The sequence below is a fragment of the Macrococcus epidermidis genome, assembly GCF_024205965.1.
Taxonomy (GTDB): Bacteria; Bacillota; Bacilli; order Staphylococcales; family Staphylococcaceae; genus Macrococcoides; species Macrococcoides epidermidis.
Genome location: NZ_CP073819.1, coordinates 35,207 through 57,561, shown reverse-complemented (window position 1 = coordinate 57,561; position 22,355 = coordinate 35,207). Strand labels below are relative to the sequence as shown.

The window sequence follows — 22,355 nt, the reverse complement described above, 5'->3', positions numbered from 1 at the left end:
TTAATTATTGGAGAGAGGAAGAACTTTGTAGCATGAAAAGATTAAAACTCATATTCTTCTTAATCTTCGTAATTTTTATAACGTTCCTTTTAAATAGTTGTGGTAGCAAAAAGATTGATATACATGAAGAGGACACAATTGTTATAGACGACTATAGAGTACAATTTTTAGGTGTTAGTAGATTCCAAGACGTTATTTATGTAACCGTCAATATTTACCGACCAAAAGATCACGAAGTTATCTTTGATCCAGATGAAGACTTTGCATTATTAGACCGTGGTAAACCATTAGAACTTTTCAACATTAACGGACAAGAAATAGAAGTAGACAAATATGCAGTTCGTGGTGACATGGATCATCATTGGTCATTTGAATACAAGTTTGATGACTTTCCAGAAGAGCTTACATTCCAAATCAAAGATAAGAAGTTTTTGAAAGATAAAATATACGAATATAAAATCTCGAATCGAGAACTAAGTTACTAGGAGGAATTAGTATGGCAGATTATAAGAAGAACATACAAGAAAAAATTAAAGAAGCTAAGTTAGACGAAAAAGCAAAGGTATATGTTGCTAAATCAAAACAATATGCTGAAGATAAAGATTTAAAGAATAATGCGTCAGGATTATTCGGTAAGTTTGTTGAAGGATTAAAACGACTAGACACGATTCCAGTACTTGCACTTACATTTGTGATGATGATATTGATATGGATTCCAATGATGTATGGTAGCATGACAATGAGCCTACTAACAGGACAAGACGGAATGAGTAACAAAGAATTAAATGAACTTCAACAACGTTTAGATGATCGTTATGAAAAACAATTGGGGGAATAATTAATGGCAGCTAAAATTATTAAAATTTTATTATTGCAGTTTTTATGTGTATTCATTGTTATACAAGTCGGTTTAGCTTTGGATGGTATTTCATACCTATCTATCCTATTCTGGTCGTTCTTATTGTTTGTAACTATTTACGTTGGATTTTTAGCACCACGCTGGAAGAAAAAAGATAAAGTTGTTAAATAATAAAGTACGCTCATCTCTAATTGCAGAGATGAGCGTATTTTATTTTTTTTTAGTTTTTTAACTATATGTAAATATTCTAAATTTTCATGGATAATTTTACACAATACGTGTATGTCGTTATAAAATAATAATAACAAAATCAATCATCAGGAGGCACTTTATGATACTTGCTGATAGAATAAAGATCTTATCTACATCGATTATAAAATCAACCAAGACCTAAGAGACTATGGCAGTTGTTACATCGGAAAACAAGATATCAACGAGTTGCATAAAGCGTTAAAAGTCCTTAATGATAGCAATAGATTTCGTTTCATCCTTGGTTATAACGCTGACGATTCAGAGAATATTACGTATGAACGCTTTGACGATAAGAAGACTGCTCGTGTGTAGCCTGAAGCGGTTATTAAGCAGTTACTAGATACTATCGATATAATTCAGAAGCTAGTTGATGAAAATAGGCTTGCATTAATCATCGATGATGATAGTTCAATAATAGTCCAATCAATCCTAACAGATGAAATAGTAATTAATATTTATTAATTCAATTCTTTTAATTGTTTATATAAATTTTGTATTTCAGAATTGTATATATTGATTTGCTTAGTAAACTCTTCTTGTTCTCGTATACTCACAATAGGGACTCTGATATCTTTTAATGAATTAATACTTAGCTTAGGGGTACCCACTCCTACAGATTCTTCTATGAGATTCTTTTGAATTGTTTTACTTGTTAATATATACATTAAATATTCTTTATGAATTATACTATAATCTTTTATCCTAATTCTGTGAGCATTCTCTGTTAATGAAATCGTAATATCATGATTAGTTTTTGGTTTAATGCCTACTTTTCCAATAGTACCAGCGGCTGATACATACACATCATCATCTAATAATTCATACTTTTTAATCTTTTCAAAAGTAAAATCATTAATATATTTAGACGTATTTAAATTTATTGTTTCATCTTCGAAATCCCCTATGCCTGGATAGTAATGATTAGTTTTAAATGGTGAATAATCTAATTCTTTAGGAATTCTTTTCCCACCACCTATGGAAACTATATCTTGTTCATGTAAACTACCTAATTTAATACTTTTCGGCATATAATCTTCGACAAATTTATTTATATATTCTCTTAATGTACGTTTCATTTCAACTATCTTGACTTCTATATCTGTTACTTTAATCGCTTTATCTGATATTTCATTAATAAATTTGTTTAATTCTTCTTTTTTACTTGGGACGGGAATTCTAAATGATTCTAAATCTGTTGAATACACATGCTTTTGTATGGATCCAGATGCAAATTTATATATATCATCCTGTTTTTGTTTTAATAATAGATATATTTGCTTAGTAGTATATGGCGAATCTTCTTTTGCTTCCATAGTAAAACAATCTGAAGCAAAGATAGGTGTTTCATGGTAGGCCGCATATCCTGCATACGCTCCACTTTGAGATATTGTAATGACATTCCCATCTCGATTATGTTCATTTGTAAAATATGCTGGACTTCTTCCACCAGCAATTACAGGTATATCACCAACTTCTAGTTCTCTTTGTGTTATAGAAGTTCCATTAGAAAAATTTACTAGTTTTCTTAATGGTAATGTTTCATCACCTTCATATCCTACGACTTGCTTTCCCTCATATGATAATCGAATTTTAAAATTTGCATCATTCGAATTAAAATGAATATTTTTATTGAGCTTTAGTTTCGAATAGAAAGGTTCTACAATTTCTTCTGGGCGTACTTCTTTATTTAAAAACATCCCTCTAATTATATCACTTATAAATATACCATTTTTTCCATATAGCAACGATAATTCTTCTATACTATAATTTTTGACACGAGGCTGAATACCTTCATAACCTCTTCTATCAGAAAATTTATATCCCAATAATAATTCTTCAACCTTACTATTTTTTTCTGGAGATTGTACTACAATTATTTCGTTATTTGTAAGAGCATAATATAACATTTTTTCTTTTTCTGTCGTTAATGCAAAATGGTTGAAACTTTTAAATTTTTTTTTGAATTTTTCAAATGTAGAATAATATTCTTCGATCTGAATGTTATTACCTTCATAATGCTCATTTAGCATATCTAAATAATCATCTATACTACAATTATATAATTCATGAACGTAGTCTTTTAAAAAATTAGGATTTCCATTAATAGTTTTTGAAACTAATGATTCAACAGGCTGATTTAGAATATTTTTTAAGTTTTCTACATCTTTTTTCGATCTTTTTACTCCAAAAATTATTACGGTTTCTGTTCCCGTCGCCATAAAAGTAGTTTTAGGATTTTTGACAATTGCCTTAATTTCAAAATCTCTAAGTAAAAGTTTACGAGCCTCAGTATATATTTTCGAAGATGTATCTAAAATTGAGGAGGGTAAAATAATTCCCATTACCCCACCTGTACCTAGTAACTGAGATGCTCGTTCAATAAATATAGCTTCAATTTCTGAACTATTTTCAGTTATATAAGATGACAAAGTGAAATCATTATCTAGATTAGGCAGTTGTTGTCGAAATTCATCTACATGATATGGAGGATTTGCTAATAATATATCAAAATTTTCGTTTGTTTGCCTGTTACTATTTTGGAATAAATCACCAACAAAATCGTCAGAAGAAAAACTGTCTAGTCCATTAGCCCTTCGGATGATGGCATTACCATCACCATTTAAGAATGTACTTACTTTTGAAGTTTTTACTAAACGATAATCAATATCAATACCATATACGTAATTCTCAGCCCAGTCAAAAGGTGAAACTTTATATGAGTTAATTTTTCTACTTGTAGATTGTGAAATATTATCAAAATCAGTCGTATTTATAACTCGTTGTACTTCATCCATATATTCAGTTAAAAAATGACCACTACCAGACGCAAAATCAATCATTTTTGGTAAAATATGATTTGGATTACCTAATTTTACTTTATCATTTATTATTTCATCAATTGGGAGTGAATCAACCATAAACCTCGCAATCGGTACAGGAGTAAAAAATTGGCCAGCTTCTTGTTTAAAGCCATTAGATAGTATCATTTCGAAAAAATCACCTAAAAACTGCTGTTTCTTTGGATATTTTAGCTTGAACGGAGAAATTAACAAAACTAACTCTTTAAGCAGATTAGCATTTTCTTCAAATGTTAAGTCATCATATACATCTTTAAATTGGAAATTAGAACTTGCTTTACTCTGAGTATGTTCAATCAATCTGATTAAGTTGTCTTTATCCCTAATATCTGTAATATTATTTTCAATTATGTCCCTTATTTTTATTAATTCTCTATCACTATCAATATTAACCTGTATAAAATCTCTCATCCCTTTAGAGTATAACATTTCCAACTTAGCCAATAATTGTTCGTTTGTTTCATTCTTATGTACTTGAAACTTTAATTTCTGTTTATCAGGTGTGTTAAATTCATCTACTATTTTGGCAATAAATAAATTCAAAACTCTATTAAACGCATTAGTTTTATCAGATACACCATATTTTCTTAATATAGTCAAAAATTTATGGAACATCTTAGAAGAAGATGCTTCTGTCAACTCAACTAAATCTGTTGGGCGGAGGTCCACTGAACTTGTATCATAAGGATAAATAGTTGTCGATATTCTAAAAGCATTTTCTAAACTTTCATTTGTACCTAAAGTTTTAGCAAACGAACTGACACTTCCATATGTATTCCAATTATTTGTTGAAACTATAAATGACTCATCATTAATAAAAGTATCTAAAAATTCTGCACTTACTACACCTATATATTTTATTTTCGAATTATAACTGAAATAGCTTGCTACTTGTCCTTTTGCTTTCTTTAATAAATGTAATTCCTTATCGAACTCTATTCCATTTGTCTTAGCATCTAAAATCATAAAAGGTTCATTGTTATAGTCTAGAATCAAGATATCAATGAATCCCTCTTTTCGACCTAGCTGCACTTTTTCTTCAATTACTATCTTTTCAGGAGGATATCCAGACTCTACTAATTTTATTACCCAATAAAGTTGCCCTAGATATTCTTTTTTTGACAAGTTTGAACTTCTTCTATTTTTAACATTAGGTTCTATATTCCCCCAATTTATTAAACCTTTAGGCTTATCTGAAAAGTCTACAATAAAAGTATTTATTACTTTGTTATCATACAAAGCTTTATATATCAGTTTATTGCTATCTCCCTCCAAAAATATAAATCCTATCTTAATTAAATCTTGTAATAATTGTTCATTTATTTTGCCATTCATATCCTCTTCCTCCAATGCCATGTGTTTATTTTACCGTAATTATGACATAGAATATATAGTTAGTAATAACAAAAATAAAATTGAAAGTACCACTTAATATTTATTTTCAGTATTTTTTAATTTTGATAATAACAACTCTGCAATCATCCCCATTGATTCAATAGCAACTTTCGAATATTCTTCTGATATTTCAGGTACAAACGGCCTACCATGACCTATTCCTACCTTATTTCTATATTTATTTATTGAACATCCAAGCTTATAAAGAGAATATTCCACTTCTTTCCTAGCATTTATTGATTGATCATCACCATTAATTTCATTATTATTAGAGCATAAATCTACCGCTAAAAAAGCTTGTCCTAATAAAGTAGGGAAATTAATATAAGTATCTTTATCATAATGATACACTTTCGTGAGAATATGAAGAGCAGTTGCTTCTAGTAAATCTTTGCTAGTTCCTACAACTAATGCTGCATCTTGATGTCCTTTCTTAGCTCGATTCACATAACCCATAAGCACTTCTTCTTTCTCTAGTTCATTCATATTATCCAGCAATGGCTCAAGAATAACCCCATTTAGACTCAAAGTATAACCTGTATTTTTAAGAGATTCTTTTAAATTTGCTACAGCTTCCTCTCCTATATAGTTTAAAGATTCCTTCCTAAAACCACCTAATCCTCTTATCATGTCAATTAAAGAAAATGCAAACTGTTCCCCTAATTCTTCGCTAGGTGATTCGAGTGTACTAGACAATAAACCATATATCCTTTTTCTTTTTCCTACTGGTTTATCACCATTTGATGGATCAAAATCTTCTAATCCAAAACGGTTAATTAAACTTTCAATTTGGGAGTGAGAGGGATCTCTTCTTGTAGAGTTTGATCCTTTATCATCTACTGCTAGGGATAATGCCGCAATTACTTCATCATTTATAATTATTTTTTTCATTTTTTCTCCTCCTTGAAATACTGATTACATAGCAATATGCTTAAAGATTTAATTTTTTATCTTGAAAAGTATCCCACATGAAATTTACTAAAGTTGTAGCTGTACCTACAGCTAACCTTGCATATCTTGGGGGCAATGATATAAATGTACTCTCCTTACCATGACCATCGCCAAATTCATTACGTAACTCTGCCATTCCATGCGGAATGGAATTCAAACTTCCTAATATTTTCGCAGAAATCATACCTGCATTATTTGATTTATCTTGTTCCTTTGCTGATAATCCTATAGCTTTCATCGCCTGTTTAGTAAGAGTAGGCAAATCAGCTGTTTTATCATATTCACCATTGATTTCTAATAAAATGGTTTTAGAACATGATTCAATCAGTTCTTTCGCTTTTCCTATCGCAACATTAGGATTAGAATCAATACATGCTAACATGATATTTACTTGCGAATCTATATATTTAGAACTAAACTGATTTCTTAATTCCAATAAATAGGTTTGTACCAAAGTATCAGAAGATAAGCGTGTGAATTTATATTTCTCTCTTCCATCAATCAAATCTGATGATATTCCAAGCTTCAATTTATCATATTTTAAAACATTATTAATTTTATTAATATATAATCGCCAACTTTGATTCTCTATTCTTACTGCAGGATGAAAGATTTCTTCTATAAACTTAATGAAGTTTTTTCCTCTTATGCTTAATCTTTCATCATAAAAAATCCAATTATCTTCCCAATCATTATTTCTAATGGTGTGTTGGATTATATCATCATACATATTGTTATATCGACAATCATTTGACTTTATTTCTTTCAAGTTAAATATACGAGACAAGAAATTCACTTCATCTAATCTTCCAGTATAATCAAATGTCTCATCACTTTTAGATATTTCAATAATATCTAATATATCTCTAACAGATGTTTCCGAAACTTTCATAATATTCTCCTTTAAAATATACTTATCATTTATAAATACTCTCTAAACTCCATCTAAAAAATTTCAGTCAATATATTATCAAAATTTTTTCAATAGTAGCTAAGACCATATAACTTCTTTGAAAGTATTAGTAATTAATCAAGAAATAAAACCGCATCATTTATGATAACTTTCAGCGTATCGGTTAAGAGTGCGGTTTTTTGATTAAACGTAAATACAGTTTGCTCTTTACATAAGATATTATAATCTTTTCATGTTCTTTATTCTCATCAAAGATCTAAATTAACTATTGGAGAGTCAACAAGTCTAGTCATTCTTCTCACTTTTACCATTAGATGAATTGTTTCTTTCGATAATCTGTAATCATCTTCTTAGTTTCATTTCCAGTCAATTTTAATCTAACTATTTTCTACATTAATTAATTTTTTGTACTTTGTGTAAATCTTAGATTGGTTTAGATTTTTTAGTATTCTACCATTATATTTTTCTTCTAAAGCTATGGTAGAATTCGCTCCAGATACTAACAATTTATCATCCGGTTGTCGATAAGCTATGAAAATATAGCTCTTATTTTTCTTTGGAATTATATCTCCCTCAGGAATATCATATGCAGAGTGATCTTTTCTGATTCCACCCATTTTTTCAATCGTCATTCTTTTATTTAAAGGGAGTTTTCCTTTTATATTAGATAAAATTGCAATATCATAACTACTATAAGCTTCTGCAAATTTTGAACCATCAAAATTCATACTTTCATTTTCATAACGTGTTTTATTCTTACCCATCACAGTAGCCGCGAAGACATAATCAGCATGTTTTACAACTTCTCGGGGATTATTAACATCTATACCATAGTCCACTCTAGAATATATAATTATTTTTTGCGGCTTGTGATAAGAAATTTTTTCTGCTATCCACTGCTTTTTCATTTTAGTATATGTAATAGTGAGAAACTTACTGTAATAAGCTATTTTTTCGTTATTTTTGACAGTGATCCCTAATGGATTAGATAATGTTTGTTCTAAACTCTTTTCTGTCCATTGCTTTTGCTTAGGAACTATTTCAATGTCAGTAATTATCAAATTATCATTGTTCACTTTAATTGAATCAGTGTCCGTCATAACTTTGAGTGAATGATCTTTCCCAACTATAAATGTGCTTTGCTTTTTCAAATCTTTTTTCACTTTGATTTTTAATCCATTTTTTTCTATATTTCTTTCTAAATCTGAGATTGTATATCCAGGTGCCAAACTATACTTTTTAAACAAACCTCGCTCCATATCCAAAAGATCATTTACTAAAATTTTAGGTTCATCTTTAATCATCGCATGTCCGCAACCTGAAATAGACATTATTAGAAATGGTATGAGTACCATAATACAAAATATTTTATATTTCATAATTTTCCTCCTAAATATATTTAAGGATATCCTCAAGGATATCCTTAAATATATTATTTTGAGTCATCATATCTAGACTCCATTTCCACCTTGTCAATAGGAACTATCTCATTTTTGACAGCATCCTCATATTGTTTATATTCCTCAGTATTTTCTAAAAGCTTATCATTCTGAAGCTCCTTAGAACTTTCATCAAATTCAATATTTGAATTCGCTCCAGACACCAACAAAGATCCATCAGGTTGGGCGTAGGCCACAAAAACATATGTTTTCCCTACTTCCGGTAAAACATCTTCCTCTAACACATCATATGCGGAACCATCTTCCCGAATTCCACCTAACTTTTCTATCTTAATAGGTTTATTTATAACTAAATCGTTTTTTATATTTGAAATAACCTCTACTTCATATTGAGTATAGGCTTCACCAATATACTTTACTTCTCCTGTAGATATTTCAATGGGCACAGGATTTTCATATCTAGTTCCTGTATTTTTACTGACTTTCCCCACAAATACGTAATCCGAGTCCCCAACAACCTCCAAAGGATTATCGATGTTTAAATCATAGCTTGCTCCTACTGTATGAATAGGTACTCGTTTAACATCATTTTTTTCAAATACTTTATTTTCTATACCTACACCAACTACTAGACATCCTATTACGACTAATGACGCTATATAATTTTTTTTATTTTTCATTATTGTTCTCCTTAATACTTTTTATAGGCTGCTGTATATGATGCTTTATCATTTGCTGAAAGCGTAATATCTGATGAGGAGTATTTATACATAATATCTCCACTTTGATTATGATCAAGTCTTAATCCATGACCTAGTTCATGAATCGCAACATTTTTTTGTTCTTTTTCACTTGCTTTATCCATATTATATTTATTAAAGATTATTTTACCTGTCGCATAAGTTGTTGCATTGACACTATTATTTTTACTAGTATCACTGCAATAAACATCTTGTAAAACAGAGGCGGAATCTGCTCTAATAACTCCACTTTTGTAGTCATTCCATACACCAGCTCCATATTTTACTCTAGACATATATTTCGAGTTTCCATCATAGTCCATATGCTTTCCACCATCTACTAAGTCCCAAGTATTTAACTTAATAGATACCGCTTCAGCAACTAATGGTCCCGAAACACCCAATATACAAATTGCTATTCCAACCTTTAATCTTTTTTTCATAACCCATCCTCCTTGTATTTTAAAAAAGTGTAATTTTAAAATAATATAATATATTATATAGGTACCACATTTTTATTTATTTCCAATTTATCATCTTATTCCAAAAGTGTAAATAGAATTATAAAAAGTATTATGATTATTAAAAAGAGATTTTTAACCATTAATATTATACATAAACTACATCCTGAAAAATTAGACTTAAAATCTAATTTTTCGGGATTACTTTATATAATTCTCTTTTATTTCAAAATGATATATTTAACTAAATATATTTTAAAATAAATGTTTACATTGTAATTTTTTAGGAATATACTTTAGAAGTAATAAAATTTGTTTTACTTAGGAGTATTCATAATGAATAAAAAAGTTTTATCTGTCTCAGTAGCTGCAGTTATCATGTCCACATCTCTATCTAGTATCTTATTACAAGAACCTAATGTTGCCCAAGCCGAATCAACTACAACTGTAGATACACCGTTAGATTTGGTAAAGTATGATAAATACATTTCGGTTTCTCAAGGTAAATTTGTTGCTAACTTACCTAGTGATACTCCAGCTGAAATAGTTAAAAGGGTAAATGCCTCTTTAAAAATTACCAATGATAGTTTAGTCTCATCTGGCAACTTTGTTGATCCTACAACTAAAGAAATAGTTAATGAAGCGAGCTTATTGGAAAGTTCTAAACGTCCGGCACATCAAATCAAAAAATATTATTGGGGTGTAAGACATATCTTCAGAACAAATGCCGCAGTAGATTATCAAGCTGGCCAGTGGGAATCAGCATCTAGAAGGATATTACTTGCATCTTTGGTGCCTGGAGTTGCAGTAATTGGAATACCTTCTGCTGGTTATGCAGATTTATTAGCACATGATTTACGCGTTTATAAAAGTGCACATAAATCAAGTAAAATATATATGGATGTGACAAATTATATCAGATATACTTTTGGAATTTGGAAAGATTAATTTGGTAAAACTACTATGATTAAATATAATAAAATTTTTATATTGTTAAATGTTATGTTTTGGTTAGTAATAGTATTACAAGTTTACAATATCATTGATATTGGTTCCGTAGGTATTAAAATCGTTCTATTTTTAACCATATGTAATTCCCTTTTCATGTTGTTTATAAAAAGAGATGTAAATAAACAACACAATAATTTTTAAAACTTAAAATGTATAAAATCTGTTGCTAATATAAGTAACAGATTTTATATTTAGTTAATTTAAAAGTCATTAAATTCAGTAACTTTCGGAGGATTCATGAAAAAAACATCTATATTTTTACTAGCTATATCCTTATTTTTATTAATAGAAACAAATATAAGTTATGCTAATACTGGTACTTTGAGTAACTTTGATATCAATAATGAAATAAAGAAATCTGAAACTAGAGTTTCTCTAAAACCTCATAAACCGATTGACTTGGCTCAACCTGGTATTTTATCAAAAGATAGTTTAACTTATAAGCAACTAAATTCGAAGACTACTTCCCCTGCCTATTTAGAAAGATCAGTCATTGGTCCTATCGATGATAGAAATATAGTTAAAAATTTAGCTGTTGATCCTTATAATCACATAACAAAAGTAGTATGTTCCTATCCCGATAAGTCTATCAAAGAGGGTACTGGTGTAATAATAAGCAGCGATTCAGTACTTACCGCTGCACACCTTTTGTATGACACACCATCAGAAAAATTTGCAACAAAATGTGAAGTAGTAGCAGGCCTCACATCAAGCACTACTTACAGTAAAGGAATGGGTTTAAGCAATAAATTTTTGATTCCAAAAAAGTGGATTAGCCCGAAGGTAAATAATGATAGTGATATAGGAATGATTAAATTAGAAACAAAACTTGGTAATGTTACAGGTTGGATGGGTTTAACAACAATGTTATCTAAAGGTGAGACTCTTGAAACAGCTGGTTTTCCAACTGATTTGAATAAAAATACAATGTATAATACTAAAGGAAAAATGATCGATTATACTGACCACATTTTTTATCACGATCTTGATACATATGATGGGCAGAGTGGTTCTCCTATTTGGAATAGCGCGAAACTATTAGTGGGGTTACACACTACGTCTACTAGTCCAGATCAAACTTCAAGCGTATTAAACCAACAGTACAATAAAGGAATCAAATTTACAGAAGAAACATATGACTATTTACTATATTGGATGAATGCATATCCAGGAAGAGTATATGGGGATTCTAAAGTTCAAGTTACTATTAATAAAGAGAACGAAAAAATTTGGAGTAACTTAGCACTTTCTCTTCAAAAATCGTCCACTTCAGGAATGTTAGGAAAAGTATTTCATGCAAAGTACTATTATAACCTACCTGATGGTAATAAATATCTTTCATTGTATGATAAAAATGACATATTATATGGATATATAAACGAAAAATTTGTAAAAGTAGAAAATAAATAGGAGTATATCGAATGAAAAAAATTAAATTTATTCTAGTTTCTATCTCCGTATTACTTATTATGATATTGGGGACAGTTTCTGAAGCCAATGCAAAACAGTTAAATATGGCAAATAAAGATTTAAAACTTCCGAACCTTACAAATTCAAAAACAGTTATTGCAATTAATAATCATACTTATAGTTATTATGGTGTTAATTTCCTTATGAGCAAATCGAATGTTATTAAAAAATGGGGCGCTCCTAAATTAACTAAGAGCGGAAAAAATTTAAGAACTTCATATATTTATGGGAAAAATAATAACGTAATCCTCAATTATCAATACAATAATAGTCGCGTAAGTATGATAAATATTAAAGATAATTCAAAAAAATATGAATATTCTAAGATTTATCCATTATATGATAAAGATTTTAAAACAGTAACTAGAAATGGTAAAAAATATTTTGGAAATGAGTATATGAATATTACTTTTGAGAAAATTAAAGGTAAATACTATGCAACTGAATTTCTATATTTATCATATACAAATGATTTAGAGTAACTACTAGATTAATATATAGATTAAAAAATAATAATATACCAAAAAAGACCTAATTCTTTTCATTATGAATGAAAAATTAGGTCTTTTTATTTATAAGAAAAGAATCTGCTAAAGTAATATTATTTAAGGCATCTAATACATTGTAATTTATACCCTCAATGTTAACTTCCATAATACACCTCTTAAAATAGTTTATATATGTATAATGATTTATTTATTGTTTACAAACCTTTAAATCTTGCTCATTATTTGTGGCTACACTCATTCTTCTATTAAGATCAACTATTATATCTTGTTGATATTCTTCTATCTTTCGAATAATATTACTTAAATAGTTGTCATTTGTTCCATCACATAGTATTAAGTCACTATTATAAAATGTGGCACTTTTACTTTTTTCGACTCTTTTATCAATTACTTTTACATTAGCTTTAATCTCTTTATTGATTGTATGGATATTATATAATCTCTTGATATACTTTCGATTCATTTTACTAATGTTCAATTTATTTACATCATCAATATTATTTAGTCTTTTGAATTCTCTATTCGTAATTTTTAATGCTGATAAGGTTGATATAATATTCTCATCAATATCGAAAGATGTTTGCTTTATTTTATTATTGAAAAAAATTAAATCCCTTTTATTAATATTTGACATTAGCCCAACATCCGATAAAATATTATCACTATAAAGGCGTATCGTCTCAAGATTAGATTCAGCTTTATTAAAGTAAACTAATACTTTTTCTTTTTCTTCTAAAATATTATTTTTCTCATCATTCTTAATCTGTTTTTTCGTTAAATTATTAGCAATCTTTGCAGATTCATTTGCTTTTATAGATTCTCTTAATGCTTCATTCGTGTCTTGAATACCAACACAAGAAGTAACAGTAGAAGCTATTAATGCCAATGCTGCTACCCATACTCCAGCTGCTTCCCAATTAATACATTTCATAATAATACATCCTTTATTTATAATTGCTTTAAATTTTTGTTAAGATCGTTATAGTAATCCAATGAATTTTTATAAGTAAGATTATTATATAAATTAATTAATATTTCAAATTCGATCGATAATTCTCGAGATTTTGAAATAATGAATTCATCGAGAATATGTATAAATTTCATTTTTGAAATCGATTCATCAATGTCTACAACATTTGTCATTCTAGGCTCTCCATTTTCATCTAAAACTAATTTAAAGATTGTTACTGTATAGTCTAGATCAAGTTTGTTCGAACATAAAAAGTCCTACAATTTTGTATCAACAGTGATATAATTTTCTTCTAAATAAATCTCAGAAAGAGTTTTTTATAATAGGACTTTATCTGCTCTTCCGACAAAGTTCAAATTTTGGGGAAAGTCAAACTCGATAATAACTCTTTCTCCTGGTTTAATCGTTTCTTCAGAATCAGTAAATTTCAGATCTTTATTCATAAATATTAACCTCCTTATAGATGTTCTATTTCATATAAAAGATTTCATTCACAGTCGTTTCAAAGTATTCACTTAAAGCTAATGCCAGTTTTAGCGTAGGGTCGTATTTATCTTGTTCTATAGCAATAATAGTTTGTCGCGTTACACCCATTGATTTTGCTAATTGCTCTTGGGTTATTTTTCTCTCTTTTCTTAATATCTTCAAATTGTTTTTCATCAGCTTAAATATCCATATACCAAACCTATTACAAGACAAATTGCGAATACAAGGAACATTGTTATTAAAATAGGTTTTATTTTGTCATTTCCCATTTTGCTTTGCATCATCATTATATTAACTCGATAAACTATCAACATTGATAATATCACTAAAAATGAATTAGAAAGATTACCATTAACAACAAAGTGATAGATACTCATAATGAGCAGCATTCCCATACCGAAAAACCAACTGAATTTAATGCTCTGGTTTGATTGATGTAATTCCATCTCATCTGGTCTTCTCATCTAAATCCCTCCTCAAAATGTTAAAAGTTCTTTACATTATTATAGTATAATATTTACACTAAAATGTAAAGAACTTTTAACATTTATCATTCCCAATATATTTTCCCATTTACTCTAACGTCACGTCATACCTTACGATTAAAGTAAGGAGGTGATGACATGGAATTCTATCAAATGCCGCTTGTTTATTAAAATATTGGTGGAAGGTATTGAAAAAGCTGAGAAGTGGTATCGTCACAACTTAGGATTTCAAAGTGTTTTCAAGTTTCGAAATGAAGAGAATGAAGTAATTATGAATCACTTGAGACTTAGGAAGTATCAGGATATCATGTTGATTCAGTCTGATGACTTTAGTAGTGGTAATGGCTTTTTCATTAATATTCTTGTTGATGATATCGAAACAATAGCAAAGTCGATATCCGAGAAGTATGTGTTACAACCGTTAGAACAGATGCCGTGGAATGCGAAGGAAATGACTATTATTGATCCTGATGGTTATCAAATCACATTAACGGAATCGAATATTAGTGATGAGGGTTTTGAGAAGTTAATGAATAGTGCTTCTAAAAACTTTTAGAATAAACAGTAGCGATTAGAATTTTAAATCGCTACTGTTCTATATATTACATATTAAACTTATATTCACCCATCTTATAAAAATGTTCAGTCTGCCATTTCTGACTAACCATTGCAGTTTTATTCAAATCTTTGACCCATGGCGGATAGACTCTAAAAGCCATTTTGCCTTTTGAATTTGCTGACTGAATAATACCTTTTTCAATTAAGACGCTAACAGGGAAAACAAACTGTCCCTCATTATTGTTATCTAGAATATTCGGAGGATTAGAATTAAGTGCAGCAGAAAATGAATATGATTTTTCTAATTTAAAGGTTGAAAGTGTAAGTAAAGATGAAATCGACAATCTTTCTAAAGTCATAGAAATTCATGAAAACAAAAATTCAGAAACTCTAAATATTATTGGAGAATCTGAAGATACAAGTTTCGAACTAAACTACGATATCGAAAACAATGAAGGTAATATAGTATTAAATGATAGAGATAATAGTTTTCAGAAATATTCATACTCTATTATTAATTTCGTATCAGAAGATGATTATGAAGTTATAGTTAAAAATTTAGATAACAATGAAGAAATTATATATTCAAAAAAAGAATTTAATGGAAGTAACCCTCTAATAATAGGTTACATTGTTAGGTATGGTATTAAACAAGCCATTAAAAAGTACGGGAAAGATCCTGTAAGACTAGCGAGACTTGCTGTAACAAAATCAAATAGTCCGGTATGGAAAAAATTTAAAAGTGCGAAAAATGGTAGAAAGACTAGCGGATCAGGAAAAAATAAGAGATACTACGAATGGGACAATAGACACAAAGAAATAGAAGTATACAATTCTAATGGAGTACATATCGGAGTTATGGATCCTTTAACAGGACAAATGACTAAACCGGCAGTAAAGGGTAGAAAAATAAAAGTATAGAAAGTGAGAGTTTATGAAGAAAAATAGAGGACTTAAGAGGAAATTTAAATCGACATTATATGATTATAACGAAAAGTTAAATGAATATAGTGGATATGTAGAATTATATGTCCCTCAAATAAATTATGTTAACGAAAATATAAGCGGTTATGAATATCAAGTTATTGATTTTCTGATTGAAAATACTAAAGATTCTATTCCTGAATCTGCGGCTTTTATGTATATCATTGATGAGATAAATGCTTTGAATAGTCATTTAATTATTAGTGACGATAATAATGATTTAAATTTAAACCTTATACAAGAACAATCAGAAAAAATTCCTAATTATATCAAACAACTTGAAAGTAAATATAATTTGAAGTTCACACGTAAGGTATCTGTAACGGAAATGAATTTTACTGATTATGTTAATTTAGACGAAGAGGATAAATTTGATATACTATACTACATAAAGAAAGACAAAGAAAAAGTAATATTCGTGACAAATGTATTATGGACTTGGATTAGTAGGTGACAATAAAATAAAGAAAGTAGCTACTTGTTTAAGTCGCTACTTTCTTAGTTTAAAAGTAGCGACTGATTTGATTCAGTGCTACTTTTATTCGTTACTGCTACCAACTTCAACAATAAAATTAATTGCTAATAACTATATCTCCATTAAAAGAGCTCATCCACTAAAATATAATATTTAACCTTTTGCATATCTAACTTAAAACCTAAAAGGTGTTCTAACTCATTCTTCAATTCTTCTTCATTGATTTCTGTATTGTAAAGATAACTTCTATAGCAAAGTGCTATATCTCGATAAGGATCACCAAGACCACCTCGGCCCAAATCAATATAACCTGAAATATTACCATCTTTAATCAAAATATTTGGCGTACAAAAATCACCGTGCGTGTAGCTTATTTCTTCTTCTGGTTGATTATCTTTAAAAAAAATCAGACATTTAATTAGATTTGATTTTTTCTCATTAATATTTTATTACTCATCATTAAAACACAACATATGATTAAATAAACTAAATATACTAATAAATATAATATGGTAGTGTAGTTTAGGATACTTACTATAAGAAAATACCAAATCAAGCTATAATTTGGATCTTGTATTAATAAAGTTATTAATGCTATAAATCTAGAGAGTACAACAAAACCAATAGACATAAAAAGATACATGAAAGTTAGGCGTAAAGGATGAATATTTTTTTTATAAACTTTGTATATCCCTGTTATTAAAGGGATACTATAAATCAAATTTTCAAATAGTGATAAGATGATATAAAGTATATTTCCATGTCTATGATATAAATACGACCAATCTAAATTTTTCTTTAGTAGAAATATTATAATTATTCCTACTACACAAGCTATATTTATCCATAATCCCTTTGATTTTTTATTTAACATTCGGATCATACTTTATTTGTCCCTCCATATATAAATCATCCATTACGGCTGCAAATTTCTGTGCATTATAACTCGACATACCTTTATTCTCTACATTCTTCACACTTATACCTAACATCATATTGGGATTATTTTGATCATATCCAACAAACCAACCGATTTGAGCTCCTAACCCCTCTTCTCTAGAAGTTTTCAATTCTGCAGTGCCAGTTTTTCCAGCAAACTGTGCATAATTTCTTTCTGTATCCAATCTATGTGTCCCAGTAACTACTTTTCTCATGCTTCTTGTTAATATATCTAGGTCATCTTTTGAAATAATATGATTTTTCCAAATGTCTTCTTTTGTTGTTTCAAATAATTTAGGTTTCATCATTTTACCTTCATTAATTAAAGCACTATAAATAGATAATATTTGTACTGGACTTATAAGTATTTCTCCCTGGCCATATCCTGAATCAGCTAGTAATATTTCATTTTTAAAATTATTTTTTAAACTTTCTGGATTTGCAATTTGTCCTTTTTGAAAATAATAATCAGAAGGAATATTTTTCCCAATGTCTAAAGCTTTCATGCCCTTAATAAATTTTTCGGAACCCATATCGAGGGTAGCTCTTGCAAAAAATATATTATCAGAATGTGCTATTGCTTTTCCTAAATCAATATCTCCATTAACTTCCTCAAACCTTGTAACTTCATATCCTCCCCATGAAGAATTTCTCTGCCATCCCTTAGTTACTATGTTGTAGCTAGTTGATGCGTCTATAGTCCCATTATTCAATCCTATGATAGATGTTATTAATTTCTGAGTAGATCCTGGGGAAGAGGTTGTCTGAAATTTATTTAACAGGGGCTCTTTCTTATCATTAACTATCTTTTTGTAGTTTTCGTCGGAAATGCCGAACATAAACTCATAGGGGTCATATGCAGGATAACTAACTAAAGCTAATAATTCACCAGTTTTAGGATTCATGGCTACTCCTGAACCATTATCTTCTTTTAAATGACCATATATACTTCTTTGTACTTTGCTATCAATTGTTAATATAATGTCCTGTCCATTTTTTGGTTTCTTTTCTAACAATACATCTTCATCATTATTTAATGCATCATCACTAGTTATGATAACTTTATAACCATCTTCATTTTGCAATTGTTTATCATATTGTAGTTCGATACCACTTTTTCCTACGATTGAGTGTTCATCATAATCCTTAAACTTTTTATTCTTTAATTCTTCAGCATTAATTTCTCCAACATACCCTAAAAGATGTACTGTTGCTTCTCTTAATGGATAAACCCTACCTTTTGTTTGATTAACCGTCAAATGATATTTTTGGATACCCAATTTAAGTTCATCATCCAATTCTATGTACGATTTTAAAGGTACAAAAACACCTTCTTTTACCCATGTTTGTTTTAATTTTTTATTTAGTGTCGATTCACTTATTGATAATAATTTTGAAATATTTTTCTTATTTTTTTTATTTAAATTTTTAATATCTATTCCAACTTCGTAATGAATTCCGTCTTTCGCTAAATCAATCCCGTTTCTGTCTAGTATTTTTCCTCTGAAAGATTCCAAGGTTTCTATACTGATTTGATTTCTATCAGTCAATCCCGGTATTATAACCTCAGGTGACCAATCCAAAAGCCATTTTTTTGTTATTTCATCCTTTTCAAAAGAATAATTTCCTTCTCTAGAAAAATTACCAAATTTAGTTCTAAAAATTAATTTCGCACTATATTGACGTTGATTTTTTTTCTTTTGCACGAGTCGTACATTACTAACTTTCACTTCTTTAATACCAAGAGAAGCATCAATCTTATCCATTCTTTTATATCTCTGATCTTTGTCGTAAAGACTTTTAGATAAGAATGTCGCGTGCTCATTCAGATAATCCGAATCCCTTAATTCAATAGCATCAAATATTTTATCAACTTCATCTTTTTTCACAAAATTATATGCTATTAAAAGGAAAATACATGTAATTAAAATTGCTAAAGCTTTATTTTTCATAACAACCTCCTTGATTACATTTGTGATATATTACAAATGTAATATATCACAAATGTAATCATCAGTCAAAATATGTTATAATTATATTGGAGGTGTCTAATGAACTTTATAATTGTTAGTATAATAATAAGTGGACTATCTTATACTCTCGCTAAAATGTATAAATTATTACTGTATAAATATAAAAGAGTAGATTATAAAATATTTCCTTGGGTTATTGTACTGTTAAGTACATTTATACCTTTAATACAATTTAATTTTTCGCCCTTTAAAAATGCAGAATTACTTATTGAACCAATCGGTAAAAATTTAAATCCACTTCCAGTTCCTATCAGGAAAATAGATACGAAAGATTTAGCGGTTTCAATATCCAACATAAATTATAATTTTCAAGAGTTAGTTAATTCCTTTTGGTTTATTGGTATTTTTATATACTTTCTTTACTATTTAATGGTGATATTAAAGCTTATAAAAATAGTTAACAATTCTAAACTATCATTAAATTATTCTTGCAAATATGATTACAATATATACATTTCTCAAGAAACAACCTCACCTTTTACATGCTGGATTGGTAAGCACGCAATATTTATACCTGCAAAATTACATAAGAAATTAGACAGCAGGGAAATAGATGCAATTATTAAACATGAAATTACTCATATACGAAGAAAAGATATTTTTAAAAATTATCTTTTTATTATCAATAAAATTGTTTTTTGGTTTAATCCTTTTGCTCATTTCATATCGAAAAATGTAGTAAATGATTTAGAAACAGCTTGTGACATGGAAGTGATTAAAAGTTCATCAAAAGCTGAAAGAAAAATCTATGGCATGACATTATTGAAAATCAGTCTTATAAACAGTAAAAAAGAACACTTTATATTGAACTTTGGTTCACCCACTAAATTTTTAAAAAAACGAATAGCTTTTATAAGTAGAAATGATTATATATCCGTTTCTAATAAAGTACGAATTCTTTTTCTAAGTTCTACATTACTAATACTCATTACAATTAAGCCATTGATGGCATATGAGAATATATCAAATTCTAGTTACTCTGATGTCAATCTAAAATCATTAAATTATAAGAATGTTAACTTACAAAAATATTTTTCCGGATATGAAGGAAGTATTGTTGTATACAACATTAAACGTGATAAATTTTTTATCTATAACCAAAACTTAGCGTTAGAAAGAACATCTCCTGATTCAACTTATAAACTGATTAGCAGTATTTTTCACCTTAACAATAAAACAATTTCCATAAATCAAAATAAATTACTTTGGAACGGAAAGAAAACACCTTTTAAGGTATGGAATAGAAATCAAAACCTCGATACAGCATTAAGATATTCGGTAAATTGGTACTTCGAAACATTAGATAATTATACTGATAAGAAAGATTTATCACATTATTTATCTGAATTAAATTATGGGAATAGCAATATTGAATCTTCTTTAAATAGGCCGTACTGGTTAGAATCTAACTTGAAAATTTCTCCATTAGAACAAACTATGATATTGAAGCGATTCTATATCAACGATTCATTATTTAAAACAAAATATACTGATTTAGTAAAAAATTCTCTATATACTTCTAAAAATAACTATAAGATGTGGGGGAAAACTGGTACTGCTATTATTAATAAACATGAGATAAAAGGCTGGTATGTAGGTGGTTTTGAACAAGATCAGGAACCATATGTATTTGCAACATTAATCAAAAAAAATGATGAGGCAAATGGAGAAATAGCTAAAAAGATTTCTGAAAAAATTATCAAAACAAATCACTTTTATTAAAAGGATGTATAAATCTATGAATAAAATAAAAGAATTACCTTCTAGTGAATTTATAATAATGCAAGTTATTTGGAAAAGTAATGAGGCATTGAGTGCTAAACAAATTATTGATCTGGTACTTAATGATAATGAATGGAGTCCCAAAACAATTCGAACTTTAATTGGAAGACTTGTTGATAAAGATTTTCTATCAAAAAAAAGAAAACAAAATGTCTACATGTATGCACCGATTATAGATGAAGATATTTATAAAAAACATTCTACAAAATCCTTCTTAAATAAACTTTACGATGGCACCCTTAGTAGTCTTGTAATGAACTTTGGTACACCTGAAGAATTGACCGAAGAAGAAATAAAGGATTTGAAAAAATTACTTGATAAAATAGAAATATAATTATTACCAAAATTTAAAAGCCAATTATATCAATTCACTAATGAAATTTAATATAATTGGCTTTTTATGTGCAGTGTTATTTAAATACATACTAATTCATATTTATTAATGTATCAATTTAAATTCATGCATTTACTTTATTTTTTTATTTTATTTATAAGAGAGATTTTACATTTATTTGACAGCTTGTAAATATTAAAAAATTGGTAAATAAATGTAGAAATCCTAATCATAATTTCTAAAGATTAGGGTTGTTTAGAACTATTTTGTTTTAAAAATAAATTCATAAAGATTATTTATAACCTCTAGGTTCTTGTTACGTATTTTACAGAATCCTTTTACTTTATTTGGTGAAATTTCGCCATATATACCTTCGAATTTATCATTAAATTTTTATAAACGATATATTTTCGGTTAGAAGAATTATCATTCCATCCTAAATATGAAATTTCTTTTGTATCAATCTTAAAATGGTTCTTAAGAAAAGCTA

24 protein-coding genes and 2 pseudogenes are annotated in these 22,355 nt (G+C 28.4%); 11 read left to right on the top strand and 15 right to left on the bottom strand.

Annotated features, from left to right (window positions below):
- Positions 1-32 precede the first annotated feature (32 nt).
- From KFV12_RS00290 to KFV12_RS00280, 3 genes are read left to right on the top strand one after another with little or no spacing between them, the layout of a single operon-like run.
- Positions 33-485 carry a hypothetical protein gene (locus KFV12_RS00290; protein WP_254256976.1) on the top strand — a complete coding sequence of 151 codons (453 nt, stop codon included), beginning with the start codon at positions 33-35 and terminating at the stop codon, positions 483-485.
- A gap of 11 nt (positions 486-496) precedes the next feature.
- Entirely contained in the window at positions 497-838 is a 342-nt protein-coding gene (locus KFV12_RS00285) for a hypothetical protein (protein WP_254256975.1), read from the top strand.
- A 3-nt stretch (positions 839-841) separates the two neighbouring features.
- Positions 842-1,030 carry a hypothetical protein gene (locus KFV12_RS00280; protein ID WP_254256974.1) on the top strand — a complete coding sequence of 63 codons (189 nt, stop codon included), beginning with the start codon at positions 842-844 and terminating at the stop codon, positions 1,028-1,030.
- A 539-nt stretch (positions 1,031-1,569) separates the two neighbouring features.
- Here KFV12_RS00280 and KFV12_RS00275 read toward each other — a convergent pair.
- From KFV12_RS00275 to KFV12_RS00250, 6 genes are all read right to left on the bottom strand, one after another.
- Positions 1,570-5,304, bottom strand: a complete 3,735-nt coding sequence (locus tag KFV12_RS00275; protein ID WP_254256973.1) for a restriction endonuclease subunit S — start codon at positions 5,302-5,304, stop codon at positions 1,570-1,572.
- 93 nt (positions 5,305-5,397) lie between these two features.
- Positions 5,398-6,255, bottom strand: coding sequence for an abortive infection family protein (locus KFV12_RS00270; RefSeq protein ID WP_254256972.1), 858 nt, complete (start codon positions 6,253-6,255; stop codon positions 5,398-5,400).
- Between the two features lie 40 nt (positions 6,256-6,295).
- Positions 6,296-7,207, bottom strand: coding sequence for an abortive infection family protein (locus tag KFV12_RS00265; protein ID WP_254256971.1), 912 nt, complete (start codon positions 7,205-7,207; stop codon positions 6,296-6,298).
- A 398-nt stretch (positions 7,208-7,605) separates the two neighbouring features.
- The gene (locus KFV12_RS00260) at positions 7,606-8,607 is read right to left on the bottom strand and encodes a hypothetical protein (protein ID WP_254256970.1); all 1,002 of its coding nucleotides are present in this window, start codon (positions 8,605-8,607) and stop codon (positions 7,606-7,608) included.
- A gap of 53 nt (positions 8,608-8,660) precedes the next feature.
- Complete coding sequence (locus KFV12_RS00255; protein WP_254256969.1) at positions 8,661-9,308, bottom strand: cell surface protein; 648 nt, start codon at positions 9,306-9,308, stop codon at positions 8,661-8,663.
- An 11-nt stretch (positions 9,309-9,319) separates the two neighbouring features.
- On the bottom strand, positions 9,320-9,811 hold the full coding sequence (locus KFV12_RS00250; protein ID WP_254256968.1) for a matrixin family metalloprotease: 492 nt from the start codon (positions 9,809-9,811) through the stop codon (positions 9,320-9,322).
- 354 nt (positions 9,812-10,165) lie between these two features.
- Between KFV12_RS00250 and KFV12_RS00245 the strand changes: the two genes are divergently transcribed.
- The 3 genes from KFV12_RS00245 to KFV12_RS00235 all read left to right on the top strand — a co-directional run bounded on the left by KFV12_RS00245 (position 10,166) and on the right by KFV12_RS00235 (position 12,792).
- Positions 10,166-10,777 carry a hypothetical protein gene (locus KFV12_RS00245; RefSeq protein ID WP_254256967.1) on the top strand — a complete coding sequence of 204 codons (612 nt, stop codon included), beginning with the start codon at positions 10,166-10,168 and terminating at the stop codon, positions 10,775-10,777.
- 300 nt (positions 10,778-11,077) lie between these two features.
- Positions 11,078-12,250, top strand: a complete 1,173-nt coding sequence (locus tag KFV12_RS00240; RefSeq protein ID WP_254256966.1) for a trypsin-like serine peptidase — start codon at positions 11,078-11,080, stop codon at positions 12,248-12,250.
- A gap of 11 nt (positions 12,251-12,261) precedes the next feature.
- Positions 12,262-12,792, top strand: a complete 531-nt coding sequence (locus KFV12_RS00235) for a hypothetical protein (protein WP_254256965.1) — start codon at positions 12,262-12,264, stop codon at positions 12,790-12,792.
- 214 nt (positions 12,793-13,006) lie between these two features.
- Here KFV12_RS00235 and KFV12_RS00230 read toward each other — a convergent pair whose 3' ends face one another.
- The 5 genes from KFV12_RS00230 to KFV12_RS00215 all read right to left on the bottom strand — a co-directional run bounded on the left by KFV12_RS00230 (position 13,007) and on the right by KFV12_RS00215 (position 14,739).
- A complete protein-coding gene (locus tag KFV12_RS00230; protein ID WP_254256964.1) occupies positions 13,007-13,750 on the bottom strand; it encodes a hypothetical protein in 744 nt (247 codons plus the stop codon).
- A gap of 17 nt (positions 13,751-13,767) precedes the next feature.
- Positions 13,768-13,962 (bottom strand): hypothetical protein, encoded by a 195-nt coding sequence (locus KFV12_RS00225; protein ID WP_254256963.1) that lies wholly within the window; start codon positions 13,960-13,962, stop codon positions 13,768-13,770.
- A 144-nt stretch (positions 13,963-14,106) separates the two neighbouring features.
- Positions 14,107-14,232 carry a hypothetical protein gene (locus tag KFV12_RS13260; RefSeq protein WP_302054722.1) on the bottom strand — a complete coding sequence of 42 codons (126 nt, stop codon included), beginning with the start codon at positions 14,230-14,232 and terminating at the stop codon, positions 14,107-14,109.
- A 25-nt stretch (positions 14,233-14,257) separates the two neighbouring features.
- Positions 14,258-14,437, bottom strand: a complete 180-nt coding sequence (locus KFV12_RS00220) for a helix-turn-helix transcriptional regulator (RefSeq protein WP_436970152.1) — start codon at positions 14,435-14,437, stop codon at positions 14,258-14,260.
- Between the two features lie 11 nt (positions 14,438-14,448).
- Complete coding sequence (locus KFV12_RS00215; protein ID WP_254256961.1) at positions 14,449-14,739, bottom strand: hypothetical protein; 291 nt, start codon at positions 14,737-14,739, stop codon at positions 14,449-14,451.
- Positions 14,740-14,898: 159 nt separating this feature from the next.
- Here KFV12_RS00215 and KFV12_RS00210 point away from each other — a divergent pair.
- Positions 14,899-15,316 (top strand): annotated as a pseudogene (locus KFV12_RS00210) (VOC family protein).
- 46 nt (positions 15,317-15,362) lie between these two features.
- On the opposite strand, the gene KFV12_RS00205 reads toward KFV12_RS00210, so the two are convergent.
- Positions 15,363-15,677 carry a MepB family protein gene (locus KFV12_RS00205; RefSeq protein ID WP_164952782.1) on the bottom strand — a complete coding sequence of 105 codons (315 nt, stop codon included), beginning with the start codon at positions 15,675-15,677 and terminating at the stop codon, positions 15,363-15,365.
- Here KFV12_RS00205 and KFV12_RS00200 point away from each other — a divergent pair.
- Entirely contained in the window at positions 15,559-16,239 is a 681-nt protein-coding gene (locus KFV12_RS00200) for a colicin E3/pyocin S6 family cytotoxin (RefSeq protein ID WP_168869161.1), read from the top strand. The genes KFV12_RS00205 and KFV12_RS00200 overlap by 119 nt on opposite strands.
- Before the next feature lie 13 nt (positions 16,240-16,252).
- On the top strand, positions 16,253-16,756 hold the full coding sequence (locus tag KFV12_RS00195; RefSeq protein ID WP_164952753.1) for a hypothetical protein: 504 nt from the start codon (positions 16,253-16,255) through the stop codon (positions 16,754-16,756).
- 143 nt (positions 16,757-16,899) lie between these two features.
- Here KFV12_RS00195 and KFV12_RS00190 read toward each other — a convergent pair whose 3' ends face one another.
- On the bottom strand, positions 16,900-17,184 hold the full coding sequence (locus KFV12_RS00190) for a phosphotransferase (protein WP_275952341.1): 285 nt from the start codon (positions 17,182-17,184) through the stop codon (positions 16,900-16,902).
- Positions 17,185-17,640: 456 nt separating this feature from the next.
- On the bottom strand, positions 17,641-19,668 hold the full coding sequence (mecB, locus tag KFV12_RS00185; protein ID WP_210152341.1) for a PBP2a family beta-lactam-resistant peptidoglycan transpeptidase MecB: 2,028 nt from the start codon (positions 19,666-19,668) through the stop codon (positions 17,641-17,643).
- A 99-nt stretch (positions 19,669-19,767) separates the two neighbouring features.
- On the opposite strand from mecB, the gene KFV12_RS00180 reads away from it, so the two are divergent.
- Positions 19,768-21,471, top strand: a complete 1,704-nt coding sequence (locus tag KFV12_RS00180; RefSeq protein WP_164952779.1) for a M56 family metallopeptidase — start codon at positions 19,768-19,770, stop codon at positions 21,469-21,471.
- Positions 21,472-21,487: 16 nt separating this feature from the next.
- Positions 21,488-21,865: a BlaI/MecI/CopY family transcriptional regulator gene (locus tag KFV12_RS00175; protein ID WP_164952778.1), complete on the top strand. Its 378-nt coding sequence runs from the start codon at positions 21,488-21,490 to the stop codon at positions 21,863-21,865.
- 261 nt (positions 21,866-22,126) lie between these two features.
- Here the strand turns inward: KFV12_RS00175 and KFV12_RS00170 are convergent.
- A pseudogene (locus tag KFV12_RS00170) lies at positions 22,127-22,329 on the bottom strand (elongation factor G-binding protein); the annotation flags it as partial.
- Positions 22,330-22,355: the final 26 nt, after the last annotated feature.

Bases quoted from the DNA above. Each gene is read 5' to 3' on its own strand.
- KFV12_RS00265 (WP_254256971.1), bottom strand. From the start codon at position 7,207: ATGAAAGTTTCGGAAACATCTGTTAGAGATATATTAGATATTATTGAA.
- KFV12_RS00235 (WP_254256965.1), top strand. From the start codon at position 12,262: ATGAAAAAAATTAAATTTATTCTAGTTTCTATCTCCGTATTACTTATT.
- KFV12_RS00175 (WP_164952778.1), top strand. From the start codon at position 21,488: ATGAATAAAATAAAAGAATTACCTTCTAGTGAATTTATAATAATGCAA.
- KFV12_RS00245 (WP_254256967.1), top strand. From the start codon at position 10,166: ATGAATAAAAAAGTTTTATCTGTCTCAGTAGCTGCAGTTATCATGTCC.
- KFV12_RS00205 (WP_164952782.1), bottom strand. From the start codon at position 15,677: ATGACTTTAGAAAGATTGTCGATTTCATCTTTACTTACACTTTCAACC.
- KFV12_RS00240 (WP_254256966.1), top strand. From the start codon at position 11,078: ATGAAAAAAACATCTATATTTTTACTAGCTATATCCTTATTTTTATTA.
- KFV12_RS00195 (WP_164952753.1), top strand. From the start codon at position 16,253: ATGAAGAAAAATAGAGGACTTAAGAGGAAATTTAAATCGACATTATAT.
- KFV12_RS00180 (WP_164952779.1), top strand. From the start codon at position 19,768: ATGAACTTTATAATTGTTAGTATAATAATAAGTGGACTATCTTATACT.
- KFV12_RS00285 (WP_254256975.1), top strand. From the start codon at position 497: ATGGCAGATTATAAGAAGAACATACAAGAAAAAATTAAAGAAGCTAAG.
- KFV12_RS13260 (WP_302054722.1), bottom strand. From the start codon at position 14,232: ATGAATAAAGATCTGAAATTTACTGATTCTGAAGAAACGATTAAACCA.
- KFV12_RS00230 (WP_254256964.1), bottom strand. From the start codon at position 13,750: ATGAAATGTATTAATTGGGAAGCAGCTGGAGTATGGGTAGCAGCATTG.
- KFV12_RS00290 (WP_254256976.1), top strand. From the start codon at position 33: ATGAAAAGATTAAAACTCATATTCTTCTTAATCTTCGTAATTTTTATA.
- KFV12_RS00255 (WP_254256969.1), bottom strand. From the start codon at position 9,308: ATGAAAAATAAAAAAAATTATATAGCGTCATTAGTCGTAATAGGATGT.
- mecB (WP_210152341.1), bottom strand. From the start codon at position 19,668: ATGAAAAATAAAGCTTTAGCAATTTTAATTACATGTATTTTCCTTTTA.
- KFV12_RS00260 (WP_254256970.1), bottom strand. From the start codon at position 8,607: ATGAAATATAAAATATTTTGTATTATGGTACTCATACCATTTCTAATA.
- KFV12_RS00250 (WP_254256968.1), bottom strand. From the start codon at position 9,811: ATGAAAAAAAGATTAAAGGTTGGAATAGCAATTTGTATATTGGGTGTT.
- KFV12_RS00280 (WP_254256974.1), top strand. From the start codon at position 842: ATGGCAGCTAAAATTATTAAAATTTTATTATTGCAGTTTTTATGTGTA.
- KFV12_RS00270 (WP_254256972.1), bottom strand. From the start codon at position 6,255: ATGAAAAAAATAATTATAAATGATGAAGTAATTGCGGCATTATCCCTA.
- KFV12_RS00275 (WP_254256973.1), bottom strand. From the start codon at position 5,304: ATGAATGGCAAAATAAATGAACAATTATTACAAGATTTAATTAAGATA.
- KFV12_RS00225 (WP_254256963.1), bottom strand. From the start codon at position 13,962: ATGACAAATGTTGTAGACATTGATGAATCGATTTCAAAAATGAAATTT.
- KFV12_RS00215 (WP_254256961.1), bottom strand. From the start codon at position 14,739: ATGAGAAGACCAGATGAGATGGAATTACATCAATCAAACCAGAGCATT.